We start from the raw sequence: 17,989 nt of genomic DNA on the forward strand, positions 1-17,989 counted from the left end.
GCTGGACGATCAGCTTTTTAGAAGCCGATGTACTGCAGATTTACCAAACGGTGTCGTCTGCACGTACCTTTCTCCCCGACCGTCTTCCCCGATTCTCACCATCCCCAGGTGAAGCATCATATGTAGAATGCGCTCCTCAAAAATGGATGCGGACGAATCGTAGAAGAAGGGCTTGATCAGGGACGACATCCTGCCATATAGCGAGGATACAGTCACCCACTCTCTGCTGCAACTTTCGATCCAGTAGACCAAAGAGAGTAAGTTAGGGATCGGCCCTTTATAAAGTCTTAACCAAAAGGTGACGAACTGTATCATCGGTTCGCGTCTTTCTTCGTTCAAAAACGCCCCGCCCGCGGGAGTCAGCAGGAGACGGTCCCCCTCTTCACGGATCCAGCCGGCATGGCTGGCGTAATCGTAAAGCAACGCAAACCGGTTCGGGTAATCTTTGAAACGCCGGCCATACCCGAATCGCCACCCTTTGCCGACCAGCGGCTCCGAAATGTGAAAGCTCTCCAGAATTTGCTGCTGGTTTCGGCGATACATCACACCCTCGTTGTTCAGGGGGATTTCCTGCTTCTCCACATAGCGCAGAAACAGAATTAAATCCTCGGAGAGCAAGTCGGGTTCCTCCCGGTACATGGGCGGTTCATCGGTACAGGTCACGACCCCCGCTTTAAAGCGGCGCTCCAGCGCTTCCCGGAAACGGCGTTTTAAATCTTCCGGAACCTCGTACAAATATTTCGTGTTATGGGTCATCCCCTGGAACAGCCACCCCCGTTGTCTGAACCGGGTGATGACATCCCGCGGACTCTCCCTCTCTCTGGCGTCCTCCGTATAGCGCGACTGCTGGGCGCGGGCAATCAACTCTTCCAAACTGAACTGACGGCGTCCGTCAAAGATCAGGCCATTCAGAAAGCGCAAATCTTCCAAACTCATCCCTTCCACGTGGGAATCGATAAACTCCCTTCGCCCGATCGTTTGAAGGATCGATTGAATTAATTCGTGCTTGGAATTCCCGTTGCATTCGCATTGGTAATGGTTTGCTATTCTGCTAAGCTGTCCGATGTCGGCATATGTAAGCATATCCGCCAGATTCATATCATACCGCCTCGCCGTTTTACTACCATTATGGGATTTTTTTCAACTTTTATTCCGGGGACCTAAAAAAAACAACCCGGAATCCCCCGGATTGTCTGACATATCCTTATTTTATCTCCTCTATGATCTCTTCCAGATGGCGGAGGCAGTTATAGAGACGCAGGTCCCACTTCAACTCGTTTTTTTCCAAAATAGTCAAGGATAAGTTGCCTATTCTTTCCGTGCATTGTTCCTGATACAACGCCGCGAACAATTGGGCGAGCAGACCGCCGTGACTGACTACAAGCACATTTTTATCTCCGTAACGTTCTCCCAGGTCGCTCAAAAACGAAAGACCCCGCAGCCGGATCGCTTCAATCTTCTCCTGCCCCAACTCTTGAAGATCCCAATCCTTTCCCCACTTGGCCTCCCTTTCCAACGCCGTCAAACCCTCCGCCTGACCGAATGACCTTTCCATAATCCGTGAGTCCGGTTCATAAAGGGGTATACCCAATCGATTGGCGATAATTTGGCCCGTCTCTTCCGCTCGCTTAAGCCCGCTAGTAATCACGAAATCCCACTGTGTATCCTCTTCTTCCTTTAAACGTTCAGCCAACCGTACCGCTTGTCTCCGGCCTTCCTCATTCAGCGGAATATCGCTCTGCCCCTGAATTCTTCCGGCCGCGTTCCAGTCGGTGAGCCCGTGACGGATCAATCCAACTAGCATGGTTCCCCCTCCTTGGTCGAATAGTGATCTATTGTATACCATATTATATCATTCAAAAAACAAAACGCCTCATTCCGAGTAAAAAATCGGAAGAAGCGTTATTCAAAGGGACAGCCGATCATCTTCGGTATCGTCGAATTCCTTTCCAAGACACCAGTGCCAGCGCCATTCCGGCCATGGACAGCAGCATCCAATATTGCGGATAAGCCGGTCCCAGTTGGACGACAAACGGCTCGACAACCCCACGGGAAACGGTAGGAAGTTTAAATGTAAAATCCCCCGAAATCTCCGTATCCGCAGAGACTACGGCCGCAGGAACGATGCCGGTTGCCGGTTTATTGGCTTCCTTCTGCTCCAGTGTACCGCCAATAAAGAACAGTAAGGTGCTGAAAAGAAAGACGGCCAGAAAGCAAGCCGACCAGAGGGTTACACGACGGCGAATGCGCCGGGCATACCCTTTATCCCGGATGTCGGGAGCAAGCCAAGGCGATTCCGCATAGATGCGATCCATTACCCTACGGTTGACGGACTCCGCTTGTTCCTCACTGACTTCGATGGGCAGTGCTTGAACGGCGTCAAGACTCTCCGTCCAAATCTGATATTCAGCCGCGCAGGACTCGCAGCCCAAAATATGCCATTCCAGCATTTTGCGCTGTGGATGATGCTCCGGCAAATCGGGCATCACACCGAACAATTCTTGGGCCTCTTTACAATTCATCTGCTTTTCATCCCCTCGTAATGCTCGTAAATCGGTTCGTAAAAGTAGGGTTCAAGCTGACTCTTTACGCTGCTCCTCGCCCGGAACAAAAGGGATTTCACCGCGCTTACGCTCTGTCCGAGAATACTGGCGATTTCCTGATAGTCCAACTGGTCGTATTCGCGCAAAATTAAAGCGGACCGCTGTTTCTCCGGGAGATTATTAATCGCTTCCCGGACCTTGCCGACCTTCTCGCTCCGGAGAACGGCTTGCTCCGGCGCAACGTCAACCGGCGCCACCGGCACGATCCCGCTCTCTTCCAAAGGTATATTGGCGCCGCGCTGCTTGCGCAGCTCACTGAGCACCGTATTTCTGGCAATAGTGTAAAGCCAGGTCGAAAAGGAAGCGTCCACTTCCCGGAAAGAATGCAAGCTGCGAAATGCTTTATAGAACGTTTCCGAGCAAATATCTTCTGCGAGCAACTCCAGTTGGGCGCTCTTCAACATGTGGTAGACAAAGGCCAATATCTTTCGCTGGTAGCGACGCATCAGCTCTGAGTACAGCTCCGTATTGCCTTCCTTAATTTCACGAATCATTTGGGAATCCGTCATCTGAGTGCGATCCTCCTCGCCCATCCATACGCTCTCCCCGTTCGATCCTACACACATTATTACCGAACAGGAACGAAAAAGTTGCGGTTCTTATGTAACAAATTCAATAAATTGAAGATTAAAGCAACAACGAATGTCGAAAAATAACGCTTTTTTACATCAACGATTAGTATATCATGAAATACAAAAATTAAAAAATATCATCAGGTACGATTAAACCAACAACCACCCGTCCAAAAAACGAAAGTTTTAAAGGACGGCCGAAAGTCCCCCGTCGATGTTAACTGCGGTTCCGGTAATATAGGAGGCTGCCTGCGAAACCAGAAAAGCGATAACATTGGCGGCCTCTTGGGCCTCGCCGATCCGTCCGAGCGGAATGCCGTGCCTCGGATCGCGCGCAAATTCCTCCCAGGACAGCTCTGGGGCGAGACTCTTCCATTTCCGTTCAATCTGCGCGCTATGGATCAGGCCGATACACACAGCGTTGACGCGAATCCCTTCCCCCGCCAGGTCTTTGCTCATCGCTTTGGTTAAGGCCAGGCCGGCGGCGCGGCTCACCGAGGTCGGCAAGGACGAGGCCCCAGGCGTCTTTCCTCCGATGGCAGTGACATTAACTATCGCGCCGCCTCCCTGGGCTTGACGAAGATAAGGCAGAGCCGTCTTGGAAAAATGGGCGGCCGCGAAAAGTTTAAGATCCAAATCCGCCGTCCAGTCCTCCGTTTCAACCTCGTCGAACGGACGAGCCGCCGAGGTGCCGGCATTGTTTACCAGGATATCCAACCCGCCGAGGCCGCTTACGGCCGTTTCGACCGCCTTCTCCGCTTCCCGCTTGACCGACACGTCCGCGGAAATCCAGAGTGGAGCGGTACCCGTACGCTCCTCGATCAACTGCGCGGCGGCCTTCAGATCATCGCGGTCCCTCGCCACGATCGCCACCTTGGCTCCTTCGGAAGCCAAAGTAAGCGCTGCGGCTAATCCGATCCCCTTGCTGCCGCCCGTAACGATCGCTTTTTTGCCCTTTAATCCGAGATCCATGGTTCGGAGCCCCCTTAACACTATGTACTGAACCGTTCGCATATCCGTAATCATAGCATATTCAAACTTTACGATATTGTTAAACCCTGACACTATTTGCCGCCAACAGCGTTCCGTACTTTTCTAAATGATAACAAAAAAGAGGGAATCTTACTATGTGTGTGTTGCGATAAATTGCCTTTTCTAATATCTAACTAACGAAAATTGCAGCCGTTTTGTTGCGTTCATCAACTCCAAATCGTCATTTCCAGTAGCGGCCGGTGCTTTTATTTACCAAAAAATACGCAAAAAAAAGGCCGCTGTTCGCGGCCCATTGCTCATTTTCAGAGCAATACAGTTATTGGATAGGAGTGGAGAGAAACCATACTGTACTTTTATTATATGTATCCGTTTTCATTCTGTCAACACTTTTTTTTAAGCGTTTACATCTGCCGGTTCCGAAGGGGGGCTCCCCCTCCAAATTCAGACGTACACCGAGTACCCGAGCGTCAGCAAATGGTCTTTGGCCCGCTCCATCTCCGCCTCTTGCCGGAAGGAAAGCCGCAGTACGCCGGGGACGTCCTCCCGGCTCTCGATGATTTGCATATTGCTCAAATTGATCTGATGGACGCCGAGCTGGGTAGCAATCTGCCCAATGATCCCCGGATGATCGGGAACGTCGATGTACAGATCGAACAAGGATGTTATCGCTCCCTTGCGCCGTTCCGGCAATTCGCCGCGGAACTGGTTGGCTTTTTCGAAAGCCTGCTTGATCCCGTCCCCGTCCTGCGCTTCAAGCAGCCGGATAAAACCGGCGATTTCCCCGTTCCAATCCCGCAGCAGCGAAAGCAGCACCTCCCGGTTGCTGAGGAGTATATCTCTCCAGATCAAAGGATCGCTCGAGGCGATGCGCGTAATATCGCGAAATCCCCCGGCGGCCAGCGTCCGGTAGAGCCCGTTGGCCGCGTTGTAATCGCACACCTGGTTGACCAGCGCCACCGCGATAATGTGGGGAAGATGGCTGATCGCCCCGACGATCCGGTCGTGCATAACGGCGTCGACGCGTACGATTTGGGCCCGCGTATAGGCAAGAAGCTGCTCCAGCCGCGAGTAAGCTTCCTCCGGCACATCGGGAGAAGGGGTCAGAACGTAAAAGGCGTTTTCAAACAGCAAAGTCGACGCCGCATCCACACCGGAGCGCTCCGATCCCGCCATAGGATGTCCACCGATAAAATATACGCCCGGAGCGGAAAGGCTCCGCGCACGCTCCGTGACGGAAGCCTTCGTACTGCCGACATCGGTGATGATGCAGCCCGGTTTTAAAGGCAGCGCGTAAAGCTTCTCCAGATATTCTTCCAAATTTCCGACCGGGACGCATAAAAATATAAAATCGGCGTCGGCGGCCGCTTCCTCCATGGAAAGGGTAGCGGCATCCACGACCCCGCGTTCGATCATCCGGTTCAATGAACCGGGGCGCTGGCTGTGTCCAACGACGGTGATGCCGGGCTTGCCTCTCAGGCAGAGCCCCAGCGATCCGCCGATTAAACCGACGCCGAAGATTGCTACTTTAGTCGTCATATGCATTCACTCGATTTCTGATTTATAGTCGGCAAGCTCTAGACTCCGGCTTTCTGCGCGGAGAGAACTTGCTCCAGTGCTGCGATAAATTTGGCGTTCTGTTCGGAGGACCCGACCGTGACCCGAATATATTGCGGGTATTTCCCGAATCCCGCGCGCACGATGATACCCAGCTTCATCAGCGATTGGAACATCTCTGTCGCCGGCATTTCGACATCCACCATGATGAAATTGCCGTGCGCCGGGAAATGGGTCAAGTTCAACCGTTTAAACTGCTCGGTGAGATATTGGATCCCCACGCTGTTCTGGCTCCGGCATTCGGCAACAAAACTGTCGTCACCCAGCGAAGCGAGCGCGGCCGCCTGGCCGATCCGGGACGTATTAAACGGTTCGCGAACCTGATTGATGAATTTGATGATGTTCGGCTGCCCGATTCCGTATCCGATCCGCAGCGAGGCAAGTCCGTAGATTTTGGAAAATGTCCGCAGCACGATCAGATTAGGATACTTCGACAACAGCTTGACTCCATTCGTATACGAAGGATCGGTGACATACTCGGCATAGGCTTCATCCAAAACAACCAGCACATGTCCCGGTACCCGGTCCAAGAAAGCGATCAACTCGTCGTTTGAAACGATTGTCCCCGTCGGGTTGTTCGGATTGCAGATCCACACGGCTTTTGTTTTGTCTCCGATCTTCTCCAGCATGGCTTCCAAATCATGGGCGCCCTCCCGGAGCGGTACCTCAATACTGACCGCCCCTTCGATGTCCGCATTCGACTTATAGACGGAAAACGTTTGATCCGCCATCACGTTCTCGTCACCGTGAACGAAGAAGGCGCGGGCAATCAAGGCGATAATTTCGTCGGAACCGCACCCGAAGATCAGTTGATCCCGATCAACTCCGTGATAGGCCGCCAAAGCCTCTCTCAATTCGGCGGCGCTGCCGTCCGGATAAAGGCTTAAATGGGATAGCTCCGCTTCGATCGCCTGACGGACGCGCGGCGAGCAGCCGAAGGGGTTCTCGTTCGATGCCAGCTTGATCACTTCCGTCAAACCCAGCTCACGCTTTACTTCTTCTATCGGTTTTCCCGGCTGGTACACCGGAAGATCGACGATGTTCGGTTTTGGCTGCATATAAGTACCTTCCTCTCTCAGGCAAAATCGGGCAATACAGCTCCAACTTTGCTAGTCTTTTATATTTAATTGTGCCACAAAGTCGTGGATTTGCAACAAGCCTTGTTCTCGGGTAGCCTCTTGTTGCAGTAGAGGCAAGCTCTCTTCGATCTTGCGGACGATGGCGCTTCCGACCACGACTCCATCGCAAAACTCTGAAAAACGCTGGACCTGTTCGCGATTGGAAATCCCGAAGCCGACGGCGACCGGCAAATCGGTCTGAGCTTTGACCGAGGCGATAAATTCGTCCACCTGCTGGTGAAAAGAACTTCGCTCTCCGGTAACGCCAAGCGAGGATACGCAGTAAATGAAGCCTCTGGCCCGGGACAAAATCTTCGCGACTCGGCTTTCCGAAGTCGGAGCGACGAGCGGAACGAGCCGGATCCCCGCCGCATCGGCCAGCCTCAGGGCCTCCTCCGCTTCCTCAAAGGGAAGGTCGGGGATTATAACGCCGCTGATTCCGGCCTCCCGCAGAAGAAGGAAGAATCGCTCCAACCCCGTCTGCAGCACGGGATTATAATACGTGAACAGAACAAAAGGCATGCTCACGCCCCGCTCCCTGGCTTTGCGCGCCGTATCGATGCAGGTTTCCACCGCAATCCGGCGTACCAGCGCCCGCTCCGACGCCCGCTGGATGACGGGGCCATCGGCCAGCGGATCGGAATAAGGGACGCCGAGCTCCAGAATATCCGCCCCCGCCCGCTCCAGTTCGACGATAATGTCGAGCGTGGTGTCGGGATCGGGATCGCCCACCGTTATAAATGGGATAAGTGCGGTTTTGCCGGCGGCCTTCAGGTTTGCAAACGTCCGATCCATCAAATTGACAGCAGTAGCGCCGCTCATAGCTCTGCGCCTCCTTCCGTATATGCCATAATCGACTCGACATCCTTATCCCCGCGGCCGGAGAGGCAGATGACAACGATCTCGTCCCGGCTCATGTCCGGCGCCAGCTTAACCGCCTGCGCCACCGCGTGCGCGGATTCCAGCGCTGGAATAATCCCCTCCAGCCGGCTAAGCAGTTGCAGCGCGTCGAGCGCTTCCCGGTCGGTAATCGGATAATATGTCGCCCGCTCGATATCCTTGAGATAGGAATGCTCCGGGCCGATCCCCGGGTAGTCAAGTCCTGCCGAAATGGAATGCGCAGGCAGTACCTGACCGAAGGCGTCCTGCAGCAAATAGCTCATGCTTCCCTGGAATACGCCCTTCGTGCCCTTCGTCATCGTAGCGGCATGGAATTCCGTGTCGACGCCTCGGCCCGCGGCTTCCACTCCGACAAGCTTCACGCCTTCATCGCCAACGAAAGGATAAAACATTCCGATCGCATTGCTGCCGCCGCCGACGGCGGCGATCAGCATATCGGGCAGCCGCCCTTCCGCCTCGAGGATTTGCCGGCGCGTTTCATCGCCGATGATCCGCTGGAAATTGCGGACCATCATCGGGTAAGGGTGCGGTCCCGTCGCGGAGCCGAGGATGTAAAACGTGTCCTGCACATGGCTCACCCAGTACCGGAGCGCCTCATTGCAAGCGTCCTTCAACGTGCGCGTGCCCGACAGTACCGGAACAACCTCGGCGCCGAGCAGCTTCATCCGAAAGACGTTCAACTGCTGACGCTTCGTATCCTCCTCGCCCATGAACACCTTGCACTCCAGTCCCAGCAACGCGGCTACCGTGGCTGTGGCCACCCCGTGCTGTCCGGCGCCGGTTTCGGCGATCACCTTTCGTTTGCCCATCCGTTTGGCCAAAATCCCCTGCCCGATCGCATTGTTGATTTTGTGCGCTCCGGTATGGTTCAAATCCTCACGCTTCAGATAGATCTTGGCGCCGCCCAAATGCTCGGTCAGCCGCTCCGCGTAGTACAGCGGGGTTTCCCTTCCGGAGTACTGCTTAAGTAAATAGGCGATCTCCTCCTGGAATATCGGATCATCCTGAAATTTGCGGTAAGATTCCTCGAGTTCGATCAAGGCATTCATCAACGTTTCCGGTACGTAACGGCCTCCAAAGGGACCGAAGCGGCCATGCTCATCCGGCACCTGCTTAGTCTCTTGCGTCATGTTCCCCTTCACCCTTTCCACAAATGCTGCGATTTTCGCAGGATCTTTCACCCCGTCGCTTTCCACGCCGCTGGAGACGTCAACGCCATCCGGTGCCATCGCGGCGATCGCATCCCGGACATTCTCCGGGTGCAGGCCTCCGGCCGCCAGGAACAAGATCCCGCGAGCTCTCGCCCAGTTCCGGTAATAAGCGGCATGCTCCCAAGCGAAGGACGCTCCCGAACCTCCCCCATAAAGGGGATCGTAAGTATCCAGCAAAATCCCGTCAAGCACACCCTCGTAGGCTTCCAGGGTGAGCGACCCGTTCAGGCTTCCGTCCTGTCTGACAGAAAAAGCCTTAAACACCTTCACGCCGAAACGCCGTCTGACCTCCAGGCAAAATTCGGGAGCTTCCGTTCCATGCAGTTGAACCACATCCAGACGGGCCTGGGACAACACCTCGGCGAGCTCCTCCAGCTCGGGATTGACAAATACGCCTACGGTCTCCGGAGCTTTCCCGGTCCCCCGGCTGCCCAGCGCGGCGGTCAACTCGGCGGCCTTCGCCGGACTGATCTTCCTGCGACTATTCGCGAACACGAAACCGATATAATCCACCGGCAAGTTTATCATAGATTTTAGCACTTCAACGCTTTGAAGTCCACAAATTTTTACGACCGTTTCTCCCATTTCAAGACAAGCTCCCTTCGAAGCGGGGCAAACCGAACGCGTCCCCGCCCAGCGGGCCCAATAGCTCGCATACCGCTTCATCCACCCGTTCTTGGCGCATAAACGTTTCGCCGATCAGCACGCCCCGGGCTCCTCCGGACCTCATCAAAAAAGCGATATCCTCCCGGGTCCGGATTCCGCTTTCGCTGATCAGCGTGATGTTAGCGGGAACCTGAGCGGATAGAGCGCTCGTGGTCTCCAATGAAGTTTCGAAGGTCCGCAGATTCCGGTTGTTTATCCCGATCAGGGTTGTAGAGCCGAATTCCAAAGCACGCTCCAGCTCCGCCTGGTCATGGACCTCGAGCAGGACGTCAAGCCCGAGGGCTTGAGCCAAACCGGAATAACTGCCGAGCTGGTCATCCGTCAGGATGGCGGCGATCAGCAGCACGGCGTCCGCGCCCATTAACCGCGCTTCGTAAACCTGCCGCTCGTCGATAATAAAATCCTTGCGGAGCAGCGGAACGTCGACCGCTTCGCGGATGGCGGATAAATAGGCGGCGCTTCCCTGAAAGTACTTTTCGTCCGTCAGCACCGAAATGCAGTCCGCCCCGGCGCTAACGTAAGCTTCGGCAAGGCTGACCGGGTGAAAATCCGGACGAATCAGCCCTTTGGACGGCGAGGCCTTCTTCACCTCCGCGATAAGTCCGATCTCCCGCTTGCGCCGAAGCGTCAAGGCCTCATGAAAGCCACGGGTCGGCGGCATCGCCGCAATCTCACGTTCCGCAGCGGAGAGCGAAAAACTTGCCGCCAATCGTTCGACCTCTTCTCTTTTCGTTTCCACAATGCGATCAAGATACATAGCTCAGTTCCCCCGTCGTCTGAATTAATTGGTCCAATTTAGCCATCGCCCGTCCGGAATCAATCGACTCCGCCGCAATTTTTACTCCTTCGGCCATACTGTCCGCCAGGCCCGAAACGTAGATACAAGCACCGGCGTTTGCCAATACGACATCGCGGTAGGCTCCCTTCTCGCCTCCGAGCACGCGGCGGATAATCTCCGCGTTCGTCATCGGATCGCCGCCGATCATTTCGTTCAACGGGTAAGTTCTTAAGCCCAGATCCTCAGGCTTCAGCTCATAGGTCGTAATCACACCATTCTTGAGTTCGGACACCTTGGTCGGAGAAGAAATACTGATTTCGTCCAGACCTTCGCTGCTTGTCACGACCAGCGCCCGCCTAGAGCCCAGTTCGTTCAGCACCTTGGCGATTGTCTCGGTTTTGCCCGCGTCATAGATGCCGAGCACCTGGCGGTCCGCCCCTGCAGGATTCGTCAGCGGACCCAGCATGTTGAAGACGGTTCTCACCCCAAGTTCTTTGCGCGGCGCGGCCGCATGGCGCATCGACGGGTGATAAACCTGCGCGAACAGGAAGCAGATTCCGATTTTATCCAGGCACCGCTTGGCCTGTTCGGCGTTCAAATGAATGTTGACGCCCAGCGATTCCAGCACGTCCGCACTGCCCGCCCGCCCCGAGGCCGAACGATTCCCGTGCTTCGCGACCCGGACGGATACCGAGGCTGCCACAATCGCCGAGGTCGTGGAGATGTTGAATTTGTGGATGCCCGATCCGCCGGTGCCGCAGGTGTCCAGCAGTTGACGGCTTTCCGTATGCAGACGGCTCGCATGGCTTCTCATCGCTTCCGCAAAACCGGTGATTTCCTCCACCGTCTCCCCCTTGATGCGAAGCGCAGTCAACAGCCCTCCGATCTGGGCGGGCGTCGATTCGCCGCTCATGATCGCCTCCATAATGCTGCGGGCTTCCGTACGTTCCAGATTCCGGCCTTCAATGAGACGGCCGATGCCGTACTGCACCGCTTCCTGTCCGTTCCGCGTTCCGTCCATCATTCCGTTCATGATTTATTCCTCCTTATCCCCGAGGGGTATATTCGTACAGATAATCCTGGTTAATCACGCCCTCACTCCGGGCCGGCGGGGGAAACATTTGCTCCGCCGTGCGGATTGCGGTCAACAGCGCTTTGGCCTTGTTCACCGATTCCTGGTATTCGTTCTCCGGCACGGAATCCCATACGATCCCCCCGCCCGCCTGAACATAGGCCTTCCCCTGCTTAAACACAATCGTCCGGATCGTTATGCAGGAGTCCATGTTTCCGGAGAAGCCCAAATACCCGATCGCTCCGGCATAGGTTCCCCGCGCTTCGTTCTCCAGCTCGGCGATGATTTCCATCGCCCGCAGTTTGGGCGCCCCGGAAACGGTCCCCGCCGGCAGGCAGGACAGAAACGCGTCAAAGAAGTCTTTTTCCTCCGCCAGCTTGCCGGAAACTTTGGAAACCATGTGCATCACGTGGGAGTACCGCTCAATTTCCATATACGAGTCGCATTTGACCGAGCCGAATTCCGAAACGCGCCCGAGATCATTGCGGCCCAAATCCACCAGCATCAGATGCTCCGCCCGCTCTTTCTCGTCTTTCAACAGCTCCGCCTCCAGGGCGGTATCCTCTTCGTCCGTCGCTCCCCTCGGCCGGGTACCGGCGATCGGCCGGGTTTCCACCCGGTCCCCCTCCACCTTGACCAAAGCTTCCGGAGATGTGCCGACGATAATTTCGTCGTCCATTTTGAGGTAATACATATAAGGCGAAGGATTCATCGTACGGAGCACCCGGTATACATGAAGCGGATCGACCTCGGTTTCGATATGAAACCGCTGGGACAGCACCACCTGAAAAATGTCGCCTGCGCGGATATACTCCTTCCCTTTTTCCACGTTGGCCAAAAATTGCTCCTTCGTCAGGTTGGACCGCACATCGCCAAGTTCCACCTGCCCCGGAATGGGGGTCCGGTTAAAGTTCTCGCCGGGGCCTTCCTGTTGCAGCAAATCGGCGGCTTCCTCCAGCTTCTTTTCCGCCGCCTGATACGCTCTGCGAATATCCTCGTCCCGGTCTCCCTCCCGGATATGCACATTGGCCACCAGTAAAATCCGCTGCTTGACATGATCGAAAACGATGACCTGATCACAAAACATAAACTGCATATCCTGCATGCCAAGGTCATCCACCCGATGGGCAGGAAGCTTCTCATAATACTGCAGAACATCATACCCGAAAAATCCGATCGCCCCGCCGGTAAAAGGCGGCATCTCCGGCAGCTTGGGACTGCGGTAGCTGCGGAGCACCGCCTTCAGCTCATCCACGGGTTTTTGGGAAGAAATCACCTGCTTCTCCCCTTGCCGCTCGATAACCATCTCACCCTTTTTGGCCGTCATCATCAGAAACGGATCCGTTCCGATAAAAGAGTACCGGGCCCATTGAATGCCGCCCTCCACGCTTTCGAGTAAAAATGCCCGATCGCTCCGGGCGAACCGCCGGAATATCCGGATCGGCGTCTCCAGATCGGCAAGCAGCGTCCGTACGATCGGAATCAGATTATAGTCCTTGGCCATGGCGATGACCTGTTCAACGTGGGGAGTCGTCATAATAGCACCCTTCCTTTTCGGCTCAAAATAAAAATCGGATTCGGAAAAACAAAAAAACCTCTACCTAAGTAGAGGTTTGCTTCTATGCAGTAAGTTGTATGAACGGGATTATGGATGCTCCCATGATTCAAGTACACGAGTGGCCGATGTGGAAATAAACCCGAACGCACCCCCGTTGCCCGCTACGGACTTTCAAGGTGTTTACGAACGCCTCATCCTTGTCGCCAGTATACTCTAATCACATCGAAGCAATTCCCTGCTCCAAACTCAACTCGACTCTGCTCATCTCAGCTCAGCTCTACTCAACTCTTAACATATTGCGGTCTTCGTCTCAAACTGCTCTTCTCAACTCTTCATCCGAAAGGATGATCTCTTCTCTTCACGACGCTTTCGTGAAAATCTTAAAATTAATATAACGCAACACCGGCCGGTTTGCAAGCACTCTATTTGCCGAAAGCCCGTCTTAGGACTCCGATCCGCTGAGATCGGGGCGCAGGCTTTGCGCCTCGTTCAGATAAATGTGCTTCATCTCCCGCTGCCCTTTGGTCGTGTTTACATGAAGGAGCAGGCGGACGCATTTCGGCAGCCCGCCCTTCACCGGAATCTCCGTCGAACACATTAACGGTACCATATCCCAGCCGCTTAAGGCGCGGATGGCCTTAGCCGGAAAAGTGGCGTCCAGATCGGGCGTAACGGTGATCCAAACGCTGCAAATATCCTCCGGTACGATTTCGTTCCGCCGAACGACTTCCTGAAGAAGTTCGGCCGTCGCATCCAGAATCTCTTTTTCTTCGTTGCGGTTTACCGTTGTGGCTCCGCGAATTCCCCGGTTATACATGAGGCCCCTCCTTTTTTAATTCCCGAATGACCCGGCGGACCTCCTCCACCTTCACATCCGATACGATTTCCACTTGCCCGATCGCAACCGGAAGCACAAAAACGAGCTGCTGCTCCTTGAACTTCTTGTCATGCATCATCGCGCCGATGATACGTTCTTCATCCAGATGCTCCGGCATGACCGTCGGCAGCCCGAAGCCGCCAAGCAATCGGACAGTCTCCGTGTACAACGCCCGGTCGGCGCCGCGGTTGACGGCGATCAGCGCCGATGCGGCCATCCCGATGGAGATCGCTTCCCCGTGCAAAAATTCGCCATACCCGCCGATCGCTTCCAGCGCATGACCGATCGTATGACCCAAATTCAAAATCGCCCGCAATCCCAGCTCCCGTTCGTCCTGGGACACGACCTGCGCCTTGATTGAGCAGCCCATTGTGAGACCGTAGCTCAATGTTTCGGGATCGAGCGCGAGCAATCGGTCGGTATTCTCCCCGCACCATGCCGCGAACTCGGCGTCCCAGATCAGACCGTGCTTGACCATCTCGGACAGCCCGGCCCGGATTTCACGTTCGGGCAAAGTAAGCAGCGTGCCAACGTCATACAAGACGAGCTCGGGCTGGTGAAAAGCGCCGATCATGTTTTTGGCCAGCGGATGGTTGATCGCCACCTTGCCGCCCACGCTGCTATCGTGCGCCAAAATCGTCGTCGGCATCTGCACGAACGGCACGCCGCGCATATAGGTCGCGGCCACAAACCCCGCCAGATCGCCGACCACGCCGCCGCCTAGCGCAACGACGGCGGAGCGCCGGTCCAGGCCGCCTTCGATGGCGGCTGTCATGACATCATGGAATACGTCCAACGATTTTGCCTTCTCTCCGGCCTTAACGACTTTGCTGACGGTCCGGTACCCCTCGGCTTGGAGGTTCTCCTCCACTTGCTTCAGATAAAGCGGGGCCACATTGCCGTCCGTAACGATCAGGACCGGGCTTTTCTTGCTCAATTGATGCTTGGCGAAGATCACACCCGCCTCATTCCGCAGGCCGCTGCCGATATAGATCGGATAGGATCGGTCCCCTAAATCCACTTGAAGCGTACGCATCAGTAGCTCTCCAACTGAGCCTTGTAGCTCCGTACGTTGCGTTCGATTTCCTCGATGGAATCGCCGCCGAATTTCTCCAGGAACGCCTTGGCCACTTCCCAAGCCACCACATGCTCCAGAACGACGCTCGCCGCCGGAACCGCGCAGGCATCGGACCGTTCCACCTGGGCCGTGAAAGGTTCTTTCGTATCGATATCCACGCTTTGCAGCGGCTTGTACAAAGTCGGGATCGGTTTCATGACGCCGCGAACCACGATCGGCATGCCGTTAGTCATCCCACCTTCAAAGCCTCCCAAGCGATTCGTCGCCCGGTAATAGCCCCGTTCCTCGCTGTACATGATTTCGTCATGAACCTGGGAACCCGGCAATTTCCCGGCCTCAAAGCCGATTCCGATCTCAACGCCTTTAAAGGCATTGATCGACATGACCGCCTGTGCGATTCTGCCGTCCAGCTTGCGGTCGTACTGCACATAGCTGCCCAATCCGACCGGTACGCCTTCGACGATACACTCCACGATGCCGCCGATGGAGTCGCCTTCTTCCTTGATTTTGTCGATGTAGGCCTCCATCTTCTTCTCCGTTTCCGGATCGACCACCCGGACGGAGGACTCCTCCGTAAGGCGCGCCATCTCCTCCAGGGACAGATTGTGCGGCGGCGCTTCGATTTCCCCGATCCGGATCACCTGCCCGGCGATGCGTATGCCGAATTTCTCCAGAAGCTGTTTCGCCACCGCGCCTACGGCAACGCGAATCGCCGTTTCCCGGGCGCTGGAGCGTTCCAGCACGTTGCGCAAGTCCTTAAGATTATATTTCAATCCGCCGTTCAGATCCGCATGACCCGGGCGCGGCCGATGAACGCGGCGCTTCTCCTCATCCGTTCCCTCAATCGGCTCGATATTCATGATGTTCCGCCAATGCGTCCAGTCATTGTTGGCGACCACCAGCGCCACCGGAGCGCCGGTCGTATTCCCGTGGCGTACGCCGCCGACAATTTGGGCCGTGTCCTTCTCAATTTGCATCCGGCGTCCTCGTCCGTAGCCCTTTTGACGGCGGGCCAACTCAAAATTAAGCTTCTCGAAATCCAGCTTCAAATTGCTGGGCAAACCTTCAATAATCGCCGTAAGCTGGGGACCGTGCGTTTCCCCGGCAGTCAAGTAACGTAATGTCATGATGCGTTCCCCCTTTAAACTGTTAAACTGTAAAGAGCTAAAATCCGATGATTTCTTTGCTCATTATAATATTAGTACTAATGTCTTGTCACGCCCGTATTTTTTCCGGATTTTTAATTATTCCCCCAAACGCATGATGACCACCTGAAACCTTTTTGTAATATTTTTGACCTTTAGGCATATGCCGCGATCAAAGTAGGTTGTAGGCCATAGACTGTTGTCGAGTAAATTTTAGGAGGTTATCCATGGATACCAATTATCAACAAGTCGCAATGAGCTGTATGAATAAATATGTTGGTATAACAACTACTGACGGCCAGTCTCACGATGGTTTTATTGCACATGTTGACCAGGACTACATTACTCTTGCAATTCCATCGAACGAAATGATCGGACAAATGAACGGAATGCCCGCCAATGCATCCACGTACAGACAATTTGGATTCTTTCCGGGCTTTTTTCCACGCCGACGCTTTTTTCGCCGACGCATACCACTTCGCATTATTACGGGTTTATTTTTGCTCCCGTTTTTCATTTAATCGCTGGCATGCCCCCCTTTATGGGGGCTCATGCCCGCTCAAATGCGTTTATTGATCTTGTAACACAGCTCCGGCCGACAGGTTGGTCCGCCGTGTAACCGTACCCTGGCAAGTATGCCGCGAAAAGGTTCCTGCAGGCAAAACAGAAAAAAACGCGCGCTCCTTCGCTGAACGCGAATTAAACGCACGTTGATTCCAACCTTCATTCTCAATCAAATCAGGCTTATTTCCGCACTAAAAGTTTCCCGAGGCCGGCTGGTTATCCGCCAATAGGTTCTCCGCGCCAGGCGCCTTAGCGCCCTGCTCCAGCAGACGCGTCAACTGGCCCTTCTCCAAGCCAAGAACCTGGGCGCATTCCTGTGGTGTAAGGAAGCCTCGGCGATAGGCATCGATGACCTTTCTCTTATCCATTGAACGACCTCCCTAACCCTGTTGTCAGTCATTATGGGAAAAGTGGGGAAGGATTATACCGTCTTTTAAGCCTTTTTTCTGTAAAAGAACGTTTCCGCCGGCTCCAGCGCATATTGGGACGGGGAAAAGATCTGTTCCGTGCTGCCGACGAATAAAATACCGCCCGGCCGAAGCGCCTGGGCAAACTTATGGTACAGCCCGTGCTTCGCTTCCTCGGTGAAATAGATCATGACGTTTCGGCATACGATCAAATCAAAGCTATCTTCAAACGGATCAAGCAGTAAATTCTGCTTTTTGAAGGTGACTGCTTTTTTGAGTTTGGGGTCAAACCGATACATCGCTCCTTCCGGAGTAAAGTACCGTTTCGCCACCTCCGGAGGAACGTCCTTCAGCGACCGCTCCAGATACAAGCCTTCCGCCGCCTTGGCCAGCGCGCCCTCATCGATATCCGTCGCCAGCAAGTATGTACTCGTCAGCAGCCCTTGATCCGCAAGTATCATGGAAAGGGTATACGGCTCTTCCCCGGTAGAGCATGCCGCGCTCCAAACCCGAAGCTTGGATTTACCGGCGGCAATCCCGGGAAGAACGACATCCCGCAACACTTCCCAGCGGTTCGGATTACGCCAAAATTCGGAAACGTTAATCGTCATCTTGTCAAGAAATTCGTAAAAAAGCGTCTTGTTTGCCATCATGGCTTGATAAAATGCATCGAAAGATGAAAATCCGTTCTTGTTGCGGAGCGTCGTCAAGCGGCGTTTCATCTGAGCTTCTTTGTACTGGGCCAGGTCGATCCCCGTACTTTTCTTGATATGGAGGATAAACGCCGTGTAATCGGGATCCGGTGCGCCCGCCTCCTCTTGACCCATGGCCGT

The 17,989-nt window shown here is 54.7% G+C and carries 18 protein-coding genes and 1 pseudogene; 1 reads left to right on the forward strand and 18 read right to left on the reverse strand.

Features of this window, described 5'->3' with window-relative positions:
- Positions 1-9 precede the first annotated feature (9 nt).
- From V4U88_RS02075 to aroC, 16 genes and pseudogenes are all read right to left on the reverse strand, one after another.
- Positions 10-1,098 carry a DUF5302 domain-containing protein gene (locus tag V4U88_RS02075; protein WP_334071567.1) on the reverse strand — a complete coding sequence of 363 codons (1,089 nt, stop codon included), beginning with the start codon at positions 1,096-1,098 and terminating at the stop codon, positions 10-12.
- Between the two features lie 106 nt (positions 1,099-1,204).
- Positions 1,205-1,804, reverse strand: coding sequence for a histidine phosphatase family protein (locus tag V4U88_RS02080; RefSeq protein ID WP_334071568.1), 600 nt, complete (start codon positions 1,802-1,804; stop codon positions 1,205-1,207).
- A gap of 118 nt (positions 1,805-1,922) precedes the next feature.
- Complete coding sequence (locus V4U88_RS02085; RefSeq protein WP_334071569.1) at positions 1,923-2,522, reverse strand: zf-HC2 domain-containing protein; 600 nt, start codon at positions 2,520-2,522, stop codon at positions 1,923-1,925.
- Positions 2,519-3,112 (reverse strand): RNA polymerase sigma factor, encoded by a 594-nt coding sequence (locus tag V4U88_RS02090; RefSeq protein ID WP_334071570.1) that lies wholly within the window; start codon positions 3,110-3,112, stop codon positions 2,519-2,521. Before V4U88_RS02090 ends, V4U88_RS02085 begins: the two co-directional genes overlap by 4 nt.
- A 249-nt stretch (positions 3,113-3,361) precedes the next feature.
- Positions 3,362-4,147, reverse strand: a complete 786-nt coding sequence (locus V4U88_RS02095; protein ID WP_334071571.1) for an SDR family NAD(P)-dependent oxidoreductase — start codon at positions 4,145-4,147, stop codon at positions 3,362-3,364.
- A 462-nt stretch (positions 4,148-4,609) separates the two neighbouring features.
- Positions 4,610-5,704: a prephenate dehydrogenase gene (locus V4U88_RS02100; RefSeq protein WP_334071573.1), complete on the reverse strand. Its 1,095-nt coding sequence runs from the start codon at positions 5,702-5,704 to the stop codon at positions 4,610-4,612.
- A gap of 38 nt (positions 5,705-5,742) precedes the next feature.
- Positions 5,743-6,840 (reverse strand): histidinol-phosphate transaminase, encoded by a 1,098-nt coding sequence (gene hisC / locus V4U88_RS02105; protein WP_334071574.1) that lies wholly within the window; start codon positions 6,838-6,840, stop codon positions 5,743-5,745.
- Between the two features lie 51 nt (positions 6,841-6,891).
- Positions 6,892-7,722, reverse strand: coding sequence for a tryptophan synthase subunit alpha (gene trpA, locus V4U88_RS02110; protein ID WP_334071575.1), 831 nt, complete (start codon positions 7,720-7,722; stop codon positions 6,892-6,894).
- On the reverse strand, positions 7,719-8,930 hold the full coding sequence (gene trpB / locus V4U88_RS02115; RefSeq protein WP_334072046.1) for a tryptophan synthase subunit beta: 1,212 nt from the start codon (positions 8,928-8,930) through the stop codon (positions 7,719-7,721). Before trpB ends, trpA begins: the two co-directional genes overlap by 4 nt.
- Positions 8,931-8,957: 27 nt before the next feature.
- Positions 8,958-9,677, reverse strand: a pseudogene (locus V4U88_RS02120) (phosphoribosylanthranilate isomerase); the annotation flags it as partial.
- The gene (trpC, locus tag V4U88_RS02125; protein WP_334071576.1) at positions 9,598-10,434 is read right to left on the reverse strand and encodes an indole-3-glycerol phosphate synthase TrpC; all 837 of its coding nucleotides are present in this window, start codon (positions 10,432-10,434) and stop codon (positions 9,598-9,600) included. The pseudogene V4U88_RS02120 and the gene trpC, both read right to left, overlap by 80 nt.
- The gene (trpD, locus tag V4U88_RS02130; RefSeq protein ID WP_334072047.1) at positions 10,424-11,479 is read right to left on the reverse strand and encodes an anthranilate phosphoribosyltransferase; all 1,056 of its coding nucleotides are present in this window, start codon (positions 11,477-11,479) and stop codon (positions 10,424-10,426) included. Before trpD ends, trpC begins: the two co-directional genes overlap by 11 nt.
- A gap of 22 nt (positions 11,480-11,501) precedes the next feature.
- A complete protein-coding gene (trpE, locus tag V4U88_RS02135; protein ID WP_334071577.1) occupies positions 11,502-13,064 on the reverse strand; it encodes an anthranilate synthase component I in 1,563 nt (520 codons plus the stop codon).
- A gap of 463 nt (positions 13,065-13,527) precedes the next feature.
- Complete coding sequence (gene aroH / locus V4U88_RS02140) at positions 13,528-13,902, reverse strand: chorismate mutase (RefSeq protein ID WP_334071578.1); 375 nt, start codon at positions 13,900-13,902, stop codon at positions 13,528-13,530.
- Positions 13,895-14,998 (reverse strand): 3-dehydroquinate synthase, encoded by a 1,104-nt coding sequence (gene aroB / locus V4U88_RS02145; protein ID WP_334071579.1) that lies wholly within the window; start codon positions 14,996-14,998, stop codon positions 13,895-13,897. Before aroB ends, aroH begins: the two co-directional genes overlap by 8 nt.
- Positions 14,998-16,167 (reverse strand): chorismate synthase, encoded by a 1,170-nt coding sequence (aroC, locus tag V4U88_RS02150; RefSeq protein WP_334071580.1) that lies wholly within the window; start codon positions 16,165-16,167, stop codon positions 14,998-15,000. Before aroC ends, aroB begins: the two co-directional genes overlap by 1 nt.
- Positions 16,168-16,412: 245 nt before the next feature.
- Between aroC and V4U88_RS02155 the strand changes: the two genes are divergently transcribed.
- Entirely contained in the window at positions 16,413-16,706 is a 294-nt protein-coding gene (locus V4U88_RS02155; RefSeq protein ID WP_334071581.1) for a phosphatidylinositol kinase, read from the forward strand.
- A gap of 234 nt (positions 16,707-16,940) precedes the next feature.
- Here the strand turns inward: V4U88_RS02155 and V4U88_RS02160 are convergent, their stop codons facing one another.
- A complete protein-coding gene (locus tag V4U88_RS02160; protein WP_334071582.1) occupies positions 16,941-17,117 on the reverse strand; it encodes a hypothetical protein in 177 nt (58 codons plus the stop codon).
- A gap of 65 nt (positions 17,118-17,182) precedes the next feature.
- Positions 17,183-17,983 (reverse strand): CheR family methyltransferase, encoded by an 801-nt coding sequence (locus V4U88_RS02165; protein ID WP_334072048.1) that lies wholly within the window; start codon positions 17,981-17,983, stop codon positions 17,183-17,185.
- Positions 17,984-17,989 lie beyond the last annotated feature (6 nt).

Source organism: Paenibacillus sp. A14, assembly GCF_036864815.1.
GTDB classification, from domain to species: Bacteria; Bacillota; Bacilli; order Paenibacillales; family Paenibacillaceae; genus Fontibacillus; species Fontibacillus sanfengchensis.

Coding starts and splice junctions, on each gene's coding strand:
- V4U88_RS02075 (WP_334071567.1), bottom strand. CDS start 1,098: ATGAATCTGGCGGATATGCTTACATATGCCGACATCGGACAGCTTAGC.
- V4U88_RS02080 (WP_334071568.1), bottom strand. CDS start 1,804: ATGCTAGTTGGATTGATCCGTCACGGGCTCACCGACTGGAACGCGGCC.
- V4U88_RS02085 (WP_334071569.1), bottom strand. CDS start 2,522: ATGAATTGTAAAGAGGCCCAAGAATTGTTCGGTGTGATGCCCGATTTG.
- V4U88_RS02090 (WP_334071570.1), bottom strand. CDS start 3,112: ATGACGGATTCCCAAATGATTCGTGAAATTAAGGAAGGCAATACGGAG.
- V4U88_RS02095 (WP_334071571.1), bottom strand. CDS start 4,147: ATGGATCTCGGATTAAAGGGCAAAAAAGCGATCGTTACGGGCGGCAGC.
- V4U88_RS02100 (WP_334071573.1), bottom strand. CDS start 5,704: ATGACGACTAAAGTAGCAATCTTCGGCGTCGGTTTAATCGGCGGATCG.
- hisC (WP_334071574.1), bottom strand. CDS start 6,840: ATGCAGCCAAAACCGAACATCGTCGATCTTCCGGTGTACCAGCCGGGA.
- trpA (WP_334071575.1), bottom strand. CDS start 7,722: ATGAGCGGCGCTACTGCTGTCAATTTGATGGATCGGACGTTTGCAAAC.
- trpB (WP_334072046.1), bottom strand. CDS start 8,930: ATGACGCAAGAGACTAAGCAGGTGCCGGATGAGCATGGCCGCTTCGGT.
- trpC (WP_334071576.1), bottom strand. CDS start 10,434: ATGTATCTTGATCGCATTGTGGAAACGAAAAGAGAAGAGGTCGAACGA.
- trpD (WP_334072047.1), bottom strand. CDS start 11,479: ATGATGGACGGAACGCGGAACGGACAGGAAGCGGTGCAGTACGGCATC.
- trpE (WP_334071577.1), bottom strand. CDS start 13,064: ATGACGACTCCCCACGTTGAACAGGTCATCGCCATGGCCAAGGACTAT.
- aroH (WP_334071578.1), bottom strand. CDS start 13,902: ATGTATAACCGGGGAATTCGCGGAGCCACAACGGTAAACCGCAACGAA.
- aroB (WP_334071579.1), bottom strand. CDS start 14,998: ATGCGTACGCTTCAAGTGGATTTAGGGGACCGATCCTATCCGATCTAT.
- aroC (WP_334071580.1), bottom strand. CDS start 16,167: ATGACATTACGTTACTTGACTGCCGGGGAAACGCACGGTCCCCAGCTT.
- V4U88_RS02155 (WP_334071581.1), top strand. CDS start 16,413: ATGGATACCAATTATCAACAAGTCGCAATGAGCTGTATGAATAAATAT.
- V4U88_RS02160 (WP_334071582.1), bottom strand. CDS start 17,117: ATGGATAAGAGAAAGGTCATCGATGCCTATCGCCGAGGCTTCCTTACA.
- V4U88_RS02165 (WP_334072048.1), bottom strand. CDS start 17,983: ATGGGTCAAGAGGAGGCGGGCGCACCGGATCCCGATTACACGGCGTTT.